This is a genomic window from Vibrio sp. Vb1980 (genome assembly GCF_033338615.1).
Lineage (GTDB): Bacteria > Pseudomonadota > Gammaproteobacteria > Enterobacterales > Vibrionaceae > Vibrio > Vibrio alginolyticus.
On sequence record NZ_JAWOSZ010000001.1, the window covers coordinates 164,217 to 181,132 of the forward strand.

15 protein-coding genes and 1 pseudogene are annotated in these 16,916 nt (G+C 48.1%); 7 read left to right on the top strand and 9 right to left on the bottom strand.

Going from position 1 to position 16,916, the window contains the following annotated elements:
- Window positions 1-7: 7 nt before the first annotated feature.
- Window positions 8-250 (top strand): type II toxin-antitoxin system Phd/YefM family antitoxin, encoded by a 243-nt coding sequence (locus tag R7F64_RS00790; RefSeq protein WP_005383516.1) that lies wholly within the window; start codon window positions 8-10, stop codon window positions 248-250.
- A gap of 13 nt (window positions 251-263) precedes the next feature.
- On the top strand, window positions 264-599 hold the full coding sequence (locus R7F64_RS00795; RefSeq protein ID WP_132936218.1) for a type II toxin-antitoxin system RelE/ParE family toxin: 336 nt from the start codon (window positions 264-266) through the stop codon (window positions 597-599).
- Between the two features lie 53 nt (window positions 600-652).
- On the opposite strand, the gene R7F64_RS00800 is transcribed toward R7F64_RS00795, so the two are convergent.
- Window positions 653-1,750: a YdcF family protein gene (locus tag R7F64_RS00800; protein WP_318071369.1), complete on the bottom strand. Its 1,098-nt coding sequence runs from the start codon at window positions 1,748-1,750 to the stop codon at window positions 653-655.
- A gap of 298 nt (window positions 1,751-2,048) precedes the next feature.
- Window positions 2,049-2,948, bottom strand: coding sequence for an AraC family transcriptional regulator (locus R7F64_RS00805; protein WP_020195560.1), 900 nt, complete (start codon window positions 2,946-2,948; stop codon window positions 2,049-2,051).
- A 184-nt stretch (window positions 2,949-3,132) separates the two neighbouring features.
- On the opposite strand from R7F64_RS00805, the pseudogene R7F64_RS00810 reads away from it, so the two are divergent.
- Together R7F64_RS00810 and R7F64_RS00815 are read left to right on the top strand one after the other, a co-directional pair.
- A pseudogene (locus R7F64_RS00810) lies at window positions 3,133-3,995 on the top strand (helix-turn-helix domain-containing protein).
- Window positions 3,996-4,086: 91 nt separating this feature from the next.
- Window positions 4,087-4,674 (top strand): GNAT family N-acetyltransferase, encoded by a 588-nt coding sequence (locus R7F64_RS00815; RefSeq protein ID WP_258458134.1) that lies wholly within the window; start codon window positions 4,087-4,089, stop codon window positions 4,672-4,674.
- 110 nt (window positions 4,675-4,784) lie between these two features.
- On the opposite strand, the gene R7F64_RS00820 is transcribed toward R7F64_RS00815, so the two are convergent.
- From R7F64_RS00820 to R7F64_RS00845, 6 genes are all read right to left on the bottom strand, one after another.
- Window positions 4,785-5,051 (bottom strand): DUF2999 family protein, encoded by a 267-nt coding sequence (locus tag R7F64_RS00820; protein WP_004746427.1) that lies wholly within the window; start codon window positions 5,049-5,051, stop codon window positions 4,785-4,787.
- A 103-nt stretch (window positions 5,052-5,154) separates the two neighbouring features.
- On the bottom strand, window positions 5,155-6,264 hold the full coding sequence (locus R7F64_RS00825) for a lipocalin-like domain-containing protein (protein ID WP_318071370.1): 1,110 nt from the start codon (window positions 6,262-6,264) through the stop codon (window positions 5,155-5,157).
- Window positions 6,264-8,795: an ABC transporter permease gene (locus R7F64_RS00830; protein ID WP_318071371.1), complete on the bottom strand. Its 2,532-nt coding sequence runs from the start codon at window positions 8,793-8,795 to the stop codon at window positions 6,264-6,266. The genes R7F64_RS00825 and R7F64_RS00830 overlap by 1 nt, the downstream gene beginning before the upstream one ends.
- Entirely contained in the window at window positions 8,782-9,492 is a 711-nt protein-coding gene (locus R7F64_RS00835; RefSeq protein ID WP_047102441.1) for an ABC transporter ATP-binding protein, read from the bottom strand. The genes R7F64_RS00830 and R7F64_RS00835 overlap by 14 nt, the downstream gene beginning before the upstream one ends.
- 487 nt (window positions 9,493-9,979) lie before the next feature.
- Window positions 9,980-10,225 (bottom strand): DUF3297 family protein, encoded by a 246-nt coding sequence (locus R7F64_RS00840; RefSeq protein ID WP_005374689.1) that lies wholly within the window; start codon window positions 10,223-10,225, stop codon window positions 9,980-9,982.
- Between the two features lie 105 nt (window positions 10,226-10,330).
- Entirely contained in the window at window positions 10,331-12,322 is a 1,992-nt protein-coding gene (locus tag R7F64_RS00845) for a U32 family peptidase (protein WP_318071372.1), read from the bottom strand.
- A 227-nt stretch (window positions 12,323-12,549) separates the two neighbouring features.
- Between R7F64_RS00845 and R7F64_RS00850 the strand changes: the two genes are divergently transcribed.
- Window positions 12,550-12,996: a DUF302 domain-containing protein gene (locus R7F64_RS00850; RefSeq protein WP_318071373.1), complete on the top strand. Its 447-nt coding sequence runs from the start codon at window positions 12,550-12,552 to the stop codon at window positions 12,994-12,996.
- Window positions 12,997-13,091: 95 nt separating this feature from the next.
- Here the strand turns inward: R7F64_RS00850 and ptsG are convergent, their stop codons facing one another.
- Window positions 13,092-14,534, bottom strand: coding sequence for a glucose-specific PTS transporter subunit IIBC (gene ptsG / locus R7F64_RS00855; RefSeq protein WP_025500127.1), 1,443 nt, complete (start codon window positions 14,532-14,534; stop codon window positions 13,092-13,094).
- Window positions 14,535-14,787: 253 nt separating this feature from the next.
- Between ptsG and R7F64_RS00860 the strand changes: the two genes are divergently transcribed.
- Both R7F64_RS00860 and R7F64_RS00865 read left to right on the top strand, forming a co-directional pair.
- Entirely contained in the window at window positions 14,788-15,495 is a 708-nt protein-coding gene (locus R7F64_RS00860) for a response regulator (protein ID WP_025631180.1), read from the top strand.
- Window positions 15,485-16,915 carry a HAMP domain-containing sensor histidine kinase gene (locus R7F64_RS00865; RefSeq protein WP_318071374.1) on the top strand — a complete coding sequence of 477 codons (1,431 nt, stop codon included), beginning with the start codon at window positions 15,485-15,487 and terminating at the stop codon, window positions 16,913-16,915. Before R7F64_RS00860 ends, R7F64_RS00865 begins: the two co-directional genes overlap by 11 nt.
- Window position 16,916 lies beyond the last annotated feature (1 nt).

Sequence of the window (16,916 nt, forward strand, 5' to 3'; positions counted from 1 at the left end):
TCATGTGATGAGCACTGAAACGGTAAGTTATCTAAAAAAGAATGCTGCGAAGCTTGAACTGGATGAACCAATGACGATTACGCAAAATGGTAAGCCTATTTATGTCGTTGAGTCTTATGAAGAACGTCAGAAGCGTGATGAAGCCATTGCTTTAATGAAGTTTGTTAGCTTTGCTCAAAATGATGTTGCGAATGAACGTGTAAAGTCATCAGAAGATATGAAGAGCACGTTAGCAGCACTCAAAGATTGAGTTTGATAAGAGCATGGAAGCAAAAGTTCTCTATACACAAACCTTTGAAAATACAGCTATTCAGAGTATTAACTATTTATCGAACTGGAGCGCTCGCAACGATGTGATTGATAGATTAATTGCGGTTCAGCAGAGGTTTGAACTCAACGTTTTGAATAACCCGTCTATCTATCCTTCTTGTTATGAACTGACAACAATCGGTGTGTACGACATTCGGCAATTTAGCTTTGATGGATTCAAGCTGCTTTACCGAATTGGTGACAAAAATACTATCTATGCTCTAGTGATTCTGAGTGACAAACAAAACCTACAAAACGCATTGATTGACCATTGCATCATGTTCAAATGATTCTATGAGAGACCGCATTAACGCGGTCTCTTTTGCTTTCTGGCTCTAGTGTATTAACGCGACTCTAGCGGGTAAGAGCGGTAGCTCCACATGCCGTAAGTACGCAGTGCATCGCGGTAGATACCAAGCAGTTCGCCATCGCTGGCTTTGGCTAAGTCTTTCAGTGGCTTGTCTGGGTAGCTCACTGTGTCAAAAGTGATGTCTTGTGGTCCAGTTTGCCAGCTTGCGATTTCAAACAAGGTTTGACCACGGCGTACGTGGCTCGCTGAGCTGATGATGGTCGCGTGTTTAATGTTATGACGTGCCAATGCGTAGCTGCTGAATAGAGCGTTACCTACCGTGCTGGTGGCGTAGTTTTCTTCAATGATGCGATCTTTGCTGATGCCTTTTTCAATCAGCCAATCCGCCATTAACTTGCCTTCGGTTTTGTGGTTCTTTGGTACGCCGCCCGTCAATACGATCAACGCGTCTGGGTTTGCTTTTGCCATGGCTAGCGTGGTTTCCAAACGCTCAACCAAGATTTGATGCATTGAACCATCTGGGTTCAGCGCGTATCCCAATGTGACGATTGCGCCTTTGTCATCCAATTTACCTTTGTCGGCTTTCTCTTTTAGTGGCGTGGCAAGTACGCGGTCTACGGTGTCGAAGATGCGTTGGATGTCTGCGGCTTTACCTGCATTGAGCTTAGTGAGCGTCGCCATGTGTTTCGCTGATTCCGCTTGGTTGCCCTCAAAGCGTTGCCATACCGCTAAGTAAGCGTGCAAATCCACATCATCTGGTGCAACAGAAAGGGCTTGTTCAAACAGTTCAATCGCGCGGTCTGCATTCTTGTTGTAGATCTGCGCGTTTGCTGCAGAAATCTGTAGGTCAGTACGGTACGGCTCAAGTTTGTACGCTTCTAATAAGCGGTCGGTAACAATCTCCATGTTGCTCGGCATTTTGGCGGTAAAACCCGCATGTGAGATACGCGCAGGGGATTTGAATGCTTGTACCGCGTCGTTGAGAAGTTGGTCGACAACCTGACGTTTAGTGACGATTTGTGAGTAATCGGCGGAAGATTGGACGGCAGCATCGTTAGCCGCGATAGAGTATGGGGCAGCAGTCAGCGCAATTACGCTACCAAGAGCAATGGCAAGTAAGTTCTTCTTCATGGAATGTCCTAGAGGTGCTGTAGTACCTAGTTTTTATTGTGACTAGCGTTGTAGGTCGAACGGGGTCGATAGAATTTTTTCAGTCTAGGTTCGCTTCATGAATAATCTGTGAAATGAATCCCAACTCAGCCGAGCGAATGAATGCGCGTGGTCAAAACGCGAAGTAGGATCACGAAAATATTGAGGTATTCGTTCGTGTTCTAAGTAATTGGATTAAAAGATAAACGGCGTTTGGAAGAACGGATTTAAGCAACCAGAGTAAGAAATGACAAAGCCTGCAACGATGCAGGCTTTTGGTTTATTTGATGGCAGTGCAGAAGCTAACGTCTGCATGGTGCGTTTGTGGGTCGAAGCTGTGGTAAAGCTCAAAGCAAGGGCGGTCGTCGTTCTCAATACCGGATTCAATTACCTTGCTCATGACATCATCCCACGCTTTTGAGTATTGGCTCGGGTCAGTAATGTGCTGGCGCATCACCGCATATTGACCGCCGGGGAAGTCTTGCAGCTCAATGCCTTTCGGAACTTCCGTGTCTTCTGGCACCATCAAGCAGATATCAGTACGGCACTTCTCGTCTGGCGTGATTTCAGGATTGTCATGGTAGATGAAGATGCAGGTATTGCCTGCCAAACCTTTCATTCCTGCCCATTGATACAGGCGACCTGATGGCTCTTCATAGCCTTGGCCGTAAGGGCCGTTTACGCGAATGTAAGCCAGTTTTGCTTTTTCAAAGTTTTGCGTTTCCATTGTCGTGCTCCATTTGGTGAGTTCAGAGCCAGTATATGAATCGCTTGGTGTTACTTCGTTTCCATTCTTGCGCAACGTGTGTCCAATCTTGCTGTTTCGTGCTAATTCAGAAAACTGCTGATAGTTTTCGCAGTCACGAAAGGCTGTAGGTGTGACGCCATAATGTTGTTTGAAGGCTTTGGCTAAGCTTTGTGAGCTAGAAAATCCGTACTCTAGGGCAATGTTTAATACTGGTTGCTTGGATTTGAATAAGTCATCGGCGGCGGCTTCTAGACGTAAACGTCGAATGAAGTCGGCCAGTGTTTCGCCTTGCACGGCTTTGAAGGTGCGATGAAAGTGATAAGGGGAAAGGTTCGCCAGCGCAGCCACTTCTGGTAGGTTGAGTGGTTCATTAAAGTGTTGTTCTAAATAACGAATCACAGGAACCAGTCGTTGGTGGTAGTCGACGCGCATCGGGGTATTTCCTTGTTCTGTTCAGCTTGTTTTCTCTGCTCAAAGCCTACCGCAATCCAACAAGCTTGCAAGGGAGCAGGGTGAGAAATGCGTGGCGAGATGCGCGTCAATCAGTCACACTCAACGAGCTGGTGTTTAAGCAAAAACGTTGCGCTTATTATCTTTACTAACCGCTAGGACAATCATGATAGCTTGGAAACAGTCTCTGCCAGAGTATGAATGGCTCATTCATCAAGTTTGGTACTTGGAAGTGCCAGAGGGTGAAGTCATTGACCCCAAGCCGCACCTTATCCCAAACCCGCGTGCTCATTTACTCTTTACGCCACCAGAGCAAGGCTACAGCTACGACACGGGAGACACAAAGCTTGCTGGCAAAGGCTGCCACTTATTAACGGCTAACGAACACTTGCTGTTGTTGGAAGATACGGCACCCATCAAGCGTATTGGTATCACCTTTCGCCCAGAGGGTTTGTATGCCATGAGTCACGGTTTACTGAGGCATCCCAAGTTGCAGCAATTAACCAATGCGAATGGTTTGATTGGCTCAACACGGCCTTTGATGAGCGCTTTCAACAAGGGTTATGGCAGCTAGAGTTGCAAGATTCACCGCAATGTTTGCTGAACTACATCAAACAACATCTAGATGCGTTAGATATCGAAGCTTGCCGTACCAAACCGTTTTTGGCATCACAAAAAGCGGTGTCCGTGATGGATGCTCAAGCGCTACGTTCACCTGAGTTAGCGATGGATATTGACGAGATAGCCAAACAGTGCGCCTGTTCTCGCAGAACGCTTGAGCGCAGTTTCAAGCAGGTGGTGGGGTTGAGCGTTAAGCAATATCAACAAATGGCACGTCTGGAGCAGATGATTTTGACCCTCTACAAGCAACAAGAGGCGATTGATTGGGCAAGCTTCTCACAGCAATTTGGTTTCAGTGACCAATCGCATTTGATTCGTACCCTCAAACAGCAGCTAAGAAAAACGCCAAGCAAATACTTGAAAAAGCGCGACTTAACCATCGATATCTATGGTGATTTTGAGTCGTAATACAATGCTAATCAGCCTGAAAGTTGTCGCAAAAATCCAATTTTTCTCTTATCCGCTGGGCTACTATTTTCAGCAGATAACGAGGTAACACATGTCATATCAAAAACTAAAACAAGGCGAAGCCATCCCATTTAACGAATCGTTGACTATCCAACTGATTCAAGGCTCTGATCTACAAGATATTATCGAGATGTTGAACGACGATAAGGTCAATCAGTATCTATTCTTCGCACCTGCTGACAACAGCTTATATGAGGGTTTCTTGGGCCCTATTATCGAAAATACGGCACAAGCGATCAAAGAAGGTGTTTGGCCAGACAGCCCAACGTTCGTGATTCGTGACCAGCAAGGTCAGTACATGGGAATGTGTGCGGTGACCGCAGTGATGTTCTTAACTGGCAACTACGAAGTAGGTTATCAATTACCAACTTGTGCATGGGGTAAAGGCGTTGCGACTCGCGCTTGCCAAATGATGACCGAGATTGGATTTACTGAGCTAAACGCCCATAAAGTCAGTGCGGATTGCTACGCTTCTAATGTTGGATCTTACAAGACTTTAGAGAAAAATGGTTTTACTCAAGAAGGCCGTCAGAAAGACTACTACAAACTAGAGCAAGGCTTTGACGATAAACTTTACTACGGCATGACAGCAGAGCAATTCGCGTCTTTAAATCACTAATAATTAGCTGATAAAAAAGTAGCTAACAACAAAGTAGTGAACAAAAAGGCCGTTAACCCAGATGTTTGGGTTAACGGCCTTTTCTATATTCAGCGCTAGATGGCTAAGACTTAGTTGCCTTGGTTTTGGCTTTGAAGCTTCTCTTTTGCTTCTTCAACCTTTGAGAAATCCAATCCCAACTCGTCTACGGCTTCTTTAATTAGCGCAGGGTTTTGCATCACTTGCGCCATCAGCATTTGTAGCTTGTCTTGTGGCAAACCTAGTTGGCTGATTGTTGCCATTGCCGCTAGAGGGTTTTGCGTCAGAGTCTGAAAAATCTCGTTGATTTGCTCATCGCTGATGTTGTTCTCTTTTAGCAGCGCAATAATCGGGTTCATCGCATTTCCTTTTAATCATTCATTGGATGACACTGAGGTGCAGTGTATCACTCGGTTACCTGTGTTTGTACTAGCTGAATAATTGGGGTAATCACTCAACTTTTCAATACCCCGTTAGTTCCATATAACCTGTCCCAGAATGAGAGCCCTTAATGCGCACAGGGCCTTCCCAATAAGGCACTGAAAGGGGCATTTTCGCGTTCGGGTTGAGTGCAGAAACGGTTAGCTCGATTTGCTGCTTAGGAATCGACACTTGCCACTGGGTTGGATACTTTCGCCCTTGGATTTCTGTTTGCTTAGTCGCCTCTAGCTGAATGTCTTTCTGTGGGATAGCAATGCCAGAACCATCTTGCTGCATCAGCCTTGCGCTGGAGTAACTGGCTGCTCCGGTTTTGGAATCCCGCAATTGGAACACCACCAAGCTAGTGTCGTCACTCAACCTTAGGGCAAACCAGTCCCAGCCTTGTTGTGAGTCGAGTAAGAATTGCGAGCTCCACTCTCGGTCTATCCAACCTTTGCCGGATACTTGATGGGTTTCGCCGTCGATCGTGACTTCACCGGAGACATCAATAAACGGTTGGCTGTAGTAATAGGAAGCCACACGGCCATCGGCACTTTTGGTGCTGTAACCTTGTTCGCCTTGCTTTTGATAAGGCACGTGGCTGTTAAGCGTCAGCGAATAGCCAAATTGTTCGGAGTTTGCATTCAATGTGGCAGGGAAGAGATCGGTGGTTGAAGAAGTCCACTGCCAATCATCGAGATAAACTCGAAATGGTGAAGTGTCGACGCCAGCTAGAGAGGCTTGGTCACGTGACCATTTTTCATCGGCGTAGTGTTTGTCCGCGGTCGTGACTGCGCTGTGCGCCATGTAGATTTGTTGAGCTTGCCATTCGGTTTTCTTTACGTCATCTTCGCCTGTTGGCTGCGCAGCAGCAAAGCGAAATTGTGTCCACTGGACGCCAAGTGGGTTGCCGTTTGCATCGATTAAGTTAGCGGTTAAGTACCACCATTCATGACGAAAATCCGGGTGTGCTTGATGATCGGTAGGAAAGGTGAGTTCAACCCCTTTTTCTACGGGTGTGAATAGGTTGCTCTCGCTTTGCATATCTCCACTGCCCAGCAAAGTGCCCATATTTTGTTGTTGGGGATCTTCACAACCGAACAGGAACAGACTGCTCATGAATAGAGTAAGTGTGCTTGCTAATCGAACCATCACAACACCTCGCTTTGCAAACTGGATACGACAGGCTTGCTGACCAATCGCCACAGCGGAATCAAGGTTGCAATCACCGCCACCAAGATGGTGATCGCCGCAATACTGAGGGCGTCACTCCAATTCCACAGATAATTTAAGCTCCAACCAAAAGCGCGTAAGGTGACGATGTCTGTCAGCACATAACCCACCATGGCTCCGAGGGGCAGGGCGACAACCAGAGTAAAACTGACTAAAGCGGCGATCTGCCCGACCACCATGGTCATTAATTTACGACGGCTGACGCCAAGTGCATACAGCCTTGCAATGGCGGCTTTGCGCGCGTCGAGCAACATAAAACAAGCACTGAACAAACCAATCACCGCGACCATCAACGTCACGCCGTTGAGTGCGCGTGTAATGGCGAAGGTCTGCGAGAAAATATCCAACGCGATGGATTTGATTTGCGCCTGGTCGTAGAGTTGACTCGGATGCAGATTCAATTGCTCGCGCAGTTGCTCGTAGACGATTTGTGGGTCCCCTGAGACTTTAATGCCAAGGCTTGTTGGCAGGTCGGTAAAGCCACTCTCTTGCCATAACTTTGGTGCTAATAAGACTTCACCGTTAGGTGAGCCGTAATCATGGAATACCGCACCCACAAGGAGGTTCTTATTTGGAACGGCATCAAGCGTGAGCTCGCTACCCAGAGATAAACCCAGTTTGACCGCGGTTGGTTCACTGATAGCGACCAACTCACCTTGGTAAAAGCGTGACCAGAAGTTCTCCAAACGCGATTTGAACACCATTGTTTGCTCTAAGGTGTCTTTGTCTTTGGTGCCAAGCAAAATCGGTAAGCCTTGCAGGTTATCGTCGACGTAGTATTGCTTGTAGACGGTCTCAACATTGTCAAACTGTCCTAATGCGCGCTCTACATCTGCGATTTCCCCTTGCGCAGGGCTGACGTAAATATCGGCGTGTAACCTTTGTTCTAACCACTGCTTTAGGGTGGATTCAAAGCTACCAACTAGCTTGTTCATCCCCATATTGGCAGTAACGGCGAGTAGCAGTGCCATCATGGCGAGAGAAAGCGGAGAAATCAGCTCACGCAGCTCAGCAAACAGATACTGCATCAAACCGGAATTGGTGCGCTTCTCACACCAATTGGCTAAGACGCTGAGTGTTTTGGGTAGGTACAAAGGAATCGACACTACAAGCACGCCGAGCCACGCCATGGTGAAGCGGTGATGCTCACTCAGCCATAACCCTGCGAGTGCGAGAGTCGTCAACGCAGCACCTATCACGAACAATTGGTTTTCGTTAGAGGCTTCAGGCGCTTGATAAAACCCGCCATGAGAGGAAAGCGGTTGGCGCACTCGCTGTTTAAAGTGCTGCCAACACGCCAACAGGGTTGCGGTTAACGTGAGCAGCAGCGCTTGCGCCCACCATTGCCACTGCCAAGTTCCGGGCAGAAGTGTCGCGCCATAAAGTTGTTCTAGAGTCAGTGCCACGGTCGGATGTAGCCAATGGCTAAGCTGCATGCCCAATACAAAACCGAGGGAAGCGCCGATGGTAACGAGAACAGTGAGTTCAACTAACAGCGCAGAGAGCACAATGCTCGGCGCAACGCCCGCCTGTTGAATCTGCACTAACAGCCGATTGCGTTTAAGCAAGCTGTACTTAACGCCGTTGTAAGCAATGAACAGCCCGACTAAAAACGCGAGTAAGCTCATTGCGGTGAGATTGAGGTGAAAGCTGTCGGTCAGTGAGCCAAGGTCTGTGCTTTGATTATTGGAAATCCATTGTCCTTGCTCGCCAATGATGCTTTGCCAATTTGCTTGCGTGTCTTTATTCCCTTTATCACCCGAATGGAAAACCGCAATGTAACTGAGCTGCCCTTTTTTATTGAGCAGTTGCTGGGCAAAGCCAATGTCCATCAACATTCGGCTACCTAACTGCCATTCGTCAGGCAACACCACCACTTGGGTTGGAATGTCGTCCAGAGTTAGGGTTTCTACCTCTCCTAAGTTTTGATGTTGAGATTGGCTCATCATCACGATTGGCTTGCCAGCTAAAAGCTCAGGTAGAGGCAAAGCACTGTCGAACAAAGACACGTTCTGTTGGTTATCTGATGACTTTTGCTTGTTATCCGTTGAGTAGCGCGAACGTGAAGAGATGGCAGCAATTAACTCGCTACCTTGTACTGACCAACGACGACCTTGTTCGTCTCTCACTCGCCCTTCGATTACAGGTAGTGCTGCACTGAGCCCGTTTTGTCTAAGGGTGAAATAAAGAGACTCGGGCAGATAGTTTTGCCCTGCTGGTGGAATAATTAAGTTCTGAGCTTGTGCGCTAAGCTGCTCGGTAGATTCCGCATAACTTCGTTTGGCATTGAGGTTGATGGCTTGCACCGCAACAAATAAGGTCACAGCCAACACGATACCGATCAGAATCGCGGCGGCTTGCAGTGGTGCTTGTCGATAATGTGCCGCAAACAGATCCAGGGCGAGTCGAGTATGCGTGAATCTGGTGGTTGATAGCTTAGCTTGCTTCATGGCGAAGCTCATGTTTGTTTACTTGATGACTGTTCTGTAGCTGACTGTTATCCAATCGCAGCCGTGCTTTCATAAATTCAGCGCATTCATGGCTGTGTGTTACCAATAGCACCGCCGTATTGCCCTGGGTGGTGATTTCACTGAGCAGTTTCATCACTTCCAAGCCTGCTTTTTGGTCGAGGTTACCTGTGGGTTCATCAGCAAGTAGCAGTTTAGGTTTGTGTGCTAAAGCGCGCGCAATCGCGACTCGTTGTTGTTGACCACCGGAAAGGGCAGAAACATGTCTATCAAGCAGTTGGCTGATGCCTAGAGTCTCGACCAAATAATCGCACCAGTCATTCCATTTTTGTTGATTCAAATGTAGAGGGAAGGCGATGTTTTGCTGCACGTTGAGCGGCGTTAATAGGTTGAATTGCTGAAAAATAACACCGAGTTTTTGGTGTCGAAATCGGCTCCATTGCGGGTCTTTCCAAGCCGCCGTGTTATCACCATCTAACCACAACTCACCTTCGGAAAGTGGCTCAAAGCCAGCGATGACATTGAGTAAGGTACTTTTGCCGCTGCCACTTGCGCCTGTCAGCGCAACACTCGCTCCTGTGTTCAACGTAAAGTCGACGCCTTCCAACACGCGATGTGTCTCTTTGCCATCGACAAAGCTTTTGCTGGCGTGTTTGAGTGTGACAAGTGGGCTTTCCATTTCCTCTCCCTGTATTCAAAAGGTGTCGTTTCTTTTGGCAATGGCTATTGCAGTTAGTTCTCTAGAAACTTTAGACAACAATTAGATAAAAACAGCGATTTACATCGAGTTTAAGGTCTGTTGACCTTTCGAGCTGATTTTTGCAGCGAATTGTTGGGTATTTGTGCAAGGCAGAAGCTTTGATGTGTAGTTAGCCTACATGAAAAAGCTGATAACGCAGGAGAAATGACCAACAAACGCTGCCCAAAGGGTTCGGCTAAAATCGTTCTATGCCTTGTTAAGGAGTATTTACTTAGGATGCTAGGCTACACACTCCTTGCCTCGCCTAAAACGATTTTACCTCGAACAAAACTTAATCTCGAAAGATAAACAGACCCTACTTTGTACTGAAAATAAGAGGGAAGAGATTAAATGAGGAAGGGATATGACAGGCATTAAAAAAGCCCGAGTCAGACTCGAGCTTTCAAAGATATTAAGCGTGGTCAGCTTACACGTAGTACGCTTCAACTTCGCCTTTAAGCTTGATTAGCATTGGGTTACCGAAACGGTCTTTTGCTTTAGGAGAAGCAATTTTTACCCAACCTTCGCTGATGCAGTATTCTTCTACGTCAGTACGCTCTTGGCCGTTGATACGAATACCGATTTGGTGCTCGAAGCATTCTTTGATGAAGAATGGGCTACGTGGGTTACCCGCTAGGCGATCTGGTAGAGCTGGTTTAGCTGTATCTGTCATTTTGTGTGACCTAAATTCCGTAAAAAGTGCGCTATTGTAGTCAGTGCACTGTGTGTGTTCAAGATATGTTGAGAGTGGATGCGTTGTTTAACTTTCAAGTACCGCCTACAACCCCTTCAAATACTGCGCGTTGGCTGTTGGTTGAATCATGTCATTCAGCGTTTGGACGGCTTGTTCACTGTGATCTTCAAGTAGAGCTAAGAACGCGTCAATCAACTCAGGTTTGCTTGCTGAGACTTTCGTTTCTGTCTGGATATCACGCAGATCGATCAACACATCGGTAAACAATTGCGGCAGATCGTGCAGCACTTGCAGGTTTAAGACGTTGTGCTCGCTGTAGATTGAATTGTGGCTGCCTTTTTGTTTTTGTACCACGTAAGGATTGTCTTTTAAGTTGATGATAGACGTGCGTTTATCACAGCGTTTCAAACAACCTTTGTTGACCTTCACCTTACGGCATCCTTCGGTTTGTTGGAACAAACATTGGCGGCTCGTGAGTAGGGTATTTGGATGATAAATGCTGTAGAAGCTGCGCATGTTTTTCGGACGCTTTATGTGACGCATCTGCTTCATATTCAGCTCGTTAGAAACAAACGCGCCACTTGCCGCGAACTCGTCTTGAAGGCATTTAAACGCGTATGAGTTCACCGTGTTCATTTGTGGGCCTGCCACCCAGCCTAAGCCGAGCTCTTTTGCGATCATGCCGACGCCTGAGTTGTTGGTGATCAACAACTCAGGTTGGATGGTTTCCAAAAATACGCGCGCGGCGTGGTAGTCTTCGCCAATCAAAATGGCCGGGAGCCATGGTTTGAGCATTGGATTGGCTTGGAATAACTCAATCATCGCGCTCAGTTCGCCAGACAATCCCATTGGCAATTGATAGTAAACATCAACGTCGTGGTATTCGCACAGCATAGCTTCTTGTGCTGACGAGATCAGAACCGATAATTTTGGCGCACTTTGGCGAGTTTCTGGTTGAGGTAACGCTGGCAGAGTTGGCACATCAATCGCCCCTTTCAAGCTGCTGCCGGATACTTGTTTCGAAGCGACATAGAACGACTTAGTTTGCTCTGCCACTTTCTCAATGATCGCGGTTTTGTCGTCGTAGAGTTTCTTTTTCACCGCTTGCACATCATCAGCAGACTGGCATTGATAAACCTTCGAAAAATGTTTTACAGCGTGGTCGCGCGGGTTGTCGATGTACATCGCCTTGCCGAAATCACCTTGCAAAAATGCGTTGGAGAAATCACGGTTGAACACCGTGTATAACTCTGTGGTGTCTTCAGAGAGTTCCAAACCCTCGCACATGCGATCGATTTGCTGACGCCAATTGTCGACCACGGCATAGACGTAGTGCGATTTCTTGATTCGCCCTTCTACTTTTAAAGAATACACGCCAGCATCGGCAAGCGCTTCCAAGTCCCCAAAGGCGGAGTTGTCTCTCATATTGAGTGGGTAGTTGTTGCCCGTTTTGGTCGTTTCGTACTGTTCGCGACAAGGTTGACTGCAACGTCCACGGTTACCTGATGCACCATTGCGAGCGGAACTGATATAGCAAATTCCGGAGAATCCGATGCAGTATGAGCCGTGGACAAACACTTCCATCATTACGTTGTGCTCGCGACCAAATTGCGCCAGATGTTTTATTTCATCGATGTTAAGTTCGCGAGATAAGTTTACTCGGCTTGCGGTGAGCTGGTTGAGAAAGAGGATCTGGCCTTCGTTATGCGTGTTCAGTTGTGTTGAAGCGTGCACATCCAAATCGGGAAAGTGATGTTTGAGAATGTAGGCCAGACCGAGATCTTGCACGATCACGCCATCGATTTTGGTGGTGTTCAGTTGGCTGAGTAAGCGAACAATCGCTGGAATTTCACTTTCTAAAATCAGCACATTCAACGTTAGGAAAATCTTACAGCTGTGCTGATGGGCTAACGTTAACACGCCATTTAAGTTATCTAAGGTGAGGTTGGTCGCTCGGTTACGAGCATTGAAGCGGTCGAGCCCACAGTAAATTGCATCGGCGCCAGCGGCAATGGCGGCTTTGATGGAATCTAAATCACCACCGGGTGCTAATAACTCAAATTGATCGCGTGTCACTACTTTTCTCTTTCTTACTAAAATAGGCTGCAAATGTTACGTATTTCACGCTTTTGATGCTCGGCTAGTTAATGCTTTATTAATCTGAATCAATTAATCCGTGTTACACGGTCGACTCTTGAGTGGGTAGAGTGCAATTCGCCATAGCGGAATCTGACTTCTATAGTTTTCCTACACTTGGTTTTTCTATATTTAGTTTTCTACTCAGAGAGAGGAAGGGACGACAAATGAAAAAAGTAATGATGGGGTTGGTAGTGGCGTTGGCGTCATTGAGTACGTTGGCTGGGGAGGGTGTGGTAACCGTTGCGAGCACGCATTCAGCAAAAAATACGGCGGATAAATTTGTCGCTATCGCGCAAGAAAAAGGGTTGAACGTCTTTGCGCGCATTAACCATCAAGAGAATGCCACGAAAGTCGATATGACGTTGCGACCAACCGAAGTTATCGTGTTTGGAAACCCTAAAGTAGGCACGCCACTGATGATCTGTGCGCAGGAAGTGGCGCTCGATTTACCCCAAAAAGTGTTGGTGTATGAAGATGATGAAGGCAAAACGTGGTTAGCTTATAACGATCCTATGTATTTAAAGCAGCGCCATCATATTGAAGGCTGTGACGAGGCATTGAACAAAATCAGCGGCGTGCTGGGCAATTTAACCAACGCGGCGGCGAAGTAGGGCTGGTTATTGGCTTCGCTTTTTTTACTCCGAAAACGAAAAAGCCAACCTCACAAGGAGGTTGGCAAATCTTACCTAGATTGGGGGAGGTAAGATCAGGAGGTGGCGAGTACGCTGTGCACTTCTGACTTAATTGAGTCAGACTGCGTGCCGAAAATCGCTTGTAAACTGTCGCCAATCACTAACACATCTCGCGCGCCAAGTGCTTTTAGCTTAGCAACATCAACGTTGGCAATGTCTTTCACCGAGACACGCAGACGAGTGATACACGCATCGACTGACTTGATATTGGCTTTGCCGCCCAATGCAGCGACTACATCCACCGCAATTTCATCAGGCTGTCCGGCAATCTTCACTTCTGCAATGTCGGTTTCACGACCCGGCGTTTTCAGATCCAACTTCACAATTAGGAAGCGGAACAAGCCATAGTACAGCGTCGCCCAGATTGGACCGATGATGATGAACATCCACGCGTTGGTCGACATTGGGTAGTAAAGGAAGAACTGGATCGCGCCGTGCGCAAAGTCCGTACTGTGTTTGATTTCCAAAAATGCGGTGATCGCAAACGCAATACCGGTAAGGAAAATATGGATCACGTACAGCACTGGCGCGACGAATAGGAAGGTAAATTCGATTGGCTCTGTGATACCAGTCAACCAAGAGGTCAACGCCGCAGACATCATCAAACCGCCGACGATTTTCTTACGCTCAGGAGACGCGCAGTGGTAAATCGCCAATGCCGCTGCTGGTAGCGCCCACATGGAGTACATAAAGCCACCAGACAGATAACCTGCGGTTTTATCGCCCGCGAAGAAGCGAGTGAGCTCACCGGTAAACTCTTTGCCGGTTTCTGGGTCTACATAGCTGCCGACTTCAAAGAAGAACGGCGCATTCCAGATGTGGTGCAAACCAACCGGGAGTAGTGAACGTTCGCCCGCGCCGTAAACCGCCCACGCGAGTACAGGGTTTTGGTACGCTGCCCAATGAGAGAATGCATCAAGAAGTTGTCCGACAGGTGGCCATGCAAACGCGAGAATCGCACCAACGACGATCGCCGATAGACCGGTGACAATGGGCACAAATCTCTTACCCGCGAAGAAGCCCAAATATTCCGGCAGTTTGATGTTGTAGAAGCGGTTGTACATGATTGCCGCGACCGCACCGATAAAGATGCCGCCAAACACCCCGGTTTGCAGCGTCTCAACGCCCATGATGGTAGCATCAGTTTCTAAGCCGCGTAGGCCAGTCACAATACCGAGCGATGCGTTCATAATAATTAGGCCAACTAAGCCTGCGAGCGCAGCCGCACCGTCATTGCCTTTTGATAACCCGAGCGCTACACCGACCGCAAACATCAACTGCATGTTGCCGAACACGCCCTCACCGGCGGCGAGCATCACTTTGTTGACCGCGTCTGGAATAAACGCAAAACCCGCGTTACCAATACCCAGCATCAAGCCGGCCACTGGTAACACCGCCACAGGCAGCATCAACGACCGCCCTATTTTTTGTAGTTGTCCAAATATACTTGCAAACATGGTTTCCTCCTGACGAATGCCAGTGTTGTAGGACCTGATTCCTTCAGGTCATGTTGTTTCACGTAAGGTCAGGATGATCATAGCGAGCAAGGCGGCGCCTAAGGTTACAAAAGGCAATCAGTTTGTAAGTGGCCGCTTACAAATCTCTTACACCGAGAAGTGAAAATTGTAATCGGCTCGATTGTGAATGTGCGTTTAAGAATGCATCATATTGGCCAGCGCCAAACTCAGGGACGGACACAGGGAAAGTAGGATGGAAAACAAGCAGATACTGGTCGTCGATGACAACCTCGACCTTCGCGAAGCGTTGTCAGATTACCTTGGCCGTGCAGGGTTTGAAGTGCTTTGTGCGGAAAACGGCGGCGTGATGTGGCAACTGCTCAACGATCACCATCCTGATTTAATCATCCTCGATATTATGATGCCCGGTGAAGACGGTTTTACCCTGTGCCAGAAACTGCGCAAAAACTCCGATATCCCGATCATCATGCTGACCGCAGTCACTGAAGAAGCCGACCGAGTCGCGGGGCTAGAAATGGGCGCTGACGACTACATCACCAAATCATTCAGTCCGCGTGAACTGCTCGCGCGCATCAAAACGATTCTGAGACGCAGCCAAACGACCTCCAATAGCAAACTGACGCGTAAAGTGCGTTTTGACGATTGGTTGTTAGATACCGTAACCCGGCAACTGACCCACGTTGCTAGCCGCGAGGTTAAGCAACTGAGTGGCGCGGATTTGTCGCTGCTCGGTTTATTCGTCAACCACGCGCAATCAATATTGTCTCGTGATGACATTGCGCGCGAGATCTGGGGACGCGATGCCGACCCGTTTGAACGCGGCATTGACGTGCAGATCAGCCGCTTGCGTCATCACCTTGAAGATAAAGACCGTTCGCTGATCCTAACGGTGCGCAACAAAGGCTACATGCTGACCACGGACGTACATTATGAGAATTAAACGCTGGACGGGATCACTGGTCGTTCGCACCAGTGTGTTCTTGTTGCTGGTGATCATTCTGGCGCAGGTATTATCCGGGATTATCTGGTATCAACACGCCAGCGAACGCGATAAAGAAGGCCTGACCACCACAGTCAAAAGCTTAGCATTGAGCGCTTCTTCCACCATTGCTTTCTTTCAAACCCTCCCTTCGGAATATCGCCACTTGGTGCTCAATCAACTACGCAACATGGGTGGTACGCGCTTTTTCGTCTCACTCAACAATCACCAGATTGACGTCGACCCGCTGCCGGAGAGCGAACGCAAAACGTTGGTCATCAACCAAGTTCGCGAGGTATTAGAAAGTGAGTTGAGCGGCATTCCTAATATCGAGGTGGAGTTCACCCAGCGAGACAAACTCAAAGTGTTCAACAACGAGCTACCTATCGACGAACTGCCGCTATTGTGGGCGCATTATTCGCTTTCGTTTGGTGACCTCAATCCACCCATTCTGGTGATGCAGGTCGAAGTCGCACAGAACGAATGGTTTTATCTCGCGGCGGTGCTACCCGCGCCTTACATCAACCTAGAGACCAACTATTTTGAGCTGCGCCAATGGCTGACGCTATTGGTGTCCGCGCTAATGCTGCTGTTGTGTACCTGGTTTATCGTTCGTAAAGAAATTCAACCCATTCGAGAGCTGGCAAAAGCCGCAACCCTGATGTCGAGCCGACTAGACGTGCCCGAAGTCTCTGAGCGCGGCAGTAACGAACTGAAAGCGGCGGTACGTGCGTTTAACAAGATGAATCGACGCATCGACAGCCATATTAAAGACCGTGAAATGTTGTTCAGCGCCATCTCCCACGATCTGAAAACGCCGATTGCCTGCCTAAAACTGCGAGCGGAGATGCTGGATGACGACGCCGACCGAGAACGCTTTATCCGCCTGAGTAACGACCTAGATTTGATGGTCAAAGGCGCATTGCAATGCATTAAAGAGACCGATATCCACGAGGAAATCGAGCCGATCAATTTCACCCAACTGATTCAGCACATTTCCTCCAATATCGCCGATGCGCCGGACACGATTCGCATCCACGGCGAAATCCGCACCCACTTTGCTGGTAAACCGTTAGCGATTAAGCGCTGCATTCAGAATTTGGTCTATAACGCGCTCAAATACGGCCATCAAGCGGACATTACGCTGAGTGAAAGCCCAGAGTCGATCCAGATTGAAATTGAAGATCACGGTGACGGTGTTGACGATTTATTACTTGAAAAGCTCTGCCAGCCATACTTCCGCGCTAGCAACGATAAAGAAGGCAGTGGGCTGGGGTTAACCATTTCACAGAGCCTTGCAAAGGCTCATGGCGGCAACTTGTTGTTGAGCCATTCTCAGTTTGGCGGCCTCTGCGCCACGCTGATTTTCCCGAGAGACTGAC

Excerpts from the sequence above, each read along its gene's own strand:
- R7F64_RS00790 (WP_005383516.1), top strand. The coding sequence starts at position 8 with ATGAGCACTGAAACGGTAAGTTATCTAAAAAAGAATGCTGCGAAGCTT.
- R7F64_RS00795 (WP_132936218.1), top strand. The coding sequence starts at position 264 with ATGGAAGCAAAAGTTCTCTATACACAAACCTTTGAAAATACAGCTATT.
- R7F64_RS00800 (WP_318071369.1), bottom strand. The coding sequence starts at position 1,750 with ATGAAGAAGAACTTACTTGCCATTGCTCTTGGTAGCGTAATTGCGCTG.
- R7F64_RS00805 (WP_020195560.1), bottom strand. The coding sequence starts at position 2,948 with ATGCGCGTCGACTACCACCAACGACTGGTTCCTGTGATTCGTTATTTA.
- R7F64_RS00815 (WP_258458134.1), top strand. The coding sequence starts at position 4,087 with ATGTCATATCAAAAACTAAAACAAGGCGAAGCCATCCCATTTAACGAA.
- R7F64_RS00820 (WP_004746427.1), bottom strand. The coding sequence starts at position 5,051 with ATGAACCCGATTATTGCGCTGCTAAAAGAGAACAACATCAGCGATGAG.
- R7F64_RS00825 (WP_318071370.1), bottom strand. The coding sequence starts at position 6,264 with ATGGTTCGATTAGCAAGCACACTTACTCTATTCATGAGCAGTCTGTTC.
- R7F64_RS00830 (WP_318071371.1), bottom strand. The coding sequence starts at position 8,795 with ATGAAGCAAGCTAAGCTATCAACCACCAGATTCACGCATACTCGACTC.
- R7F64_RS00835 (WP_047102441.1), bottom strand. The coding sequence starts at position 9,492 with ATGGAAAGCCCACTTGTCACACTCAAACACGCCAGCAAAAGCTTTGTC.
- R7F64_RS00840 (WP_005374689.1), bottom strand. The coding sequence starts at position 10,225 with ATGACAGATACAGCTAAACCAGCTCTACCAGATCGCCTAGCGGGTAAC.
- R7F64_RS00850 (WP_318071373.1), top strand. The coding sequence starts at position 12,550 with ATGAAAAAAGTAATGATGGGGTTGGTAGTGGCGTTGGCGTCATTGAGT.
- ptsG (WP_025500127.1), bottom strand. The coding sequence starts at position 14,534 with ATGTTTGCAAGTATATTTGGACAACTACAAAAAATAGGGCGGTCGTTG.
- R7F64_RS00860 (WP_025631180.1), top strand. The coding sequence starts at position 14,788 with ATGGAAAACAAGCAGATACTGGTCGTCGATGACAACCTCGACCTTCGC.
- R7F64_RS00865 (WP_318071374.1), top strand. The coding sequence starts at position 15,485 with ATGAGAATTAAACGCTGGACGGGATCACTGGTCGTTCGCACCAGTGTG.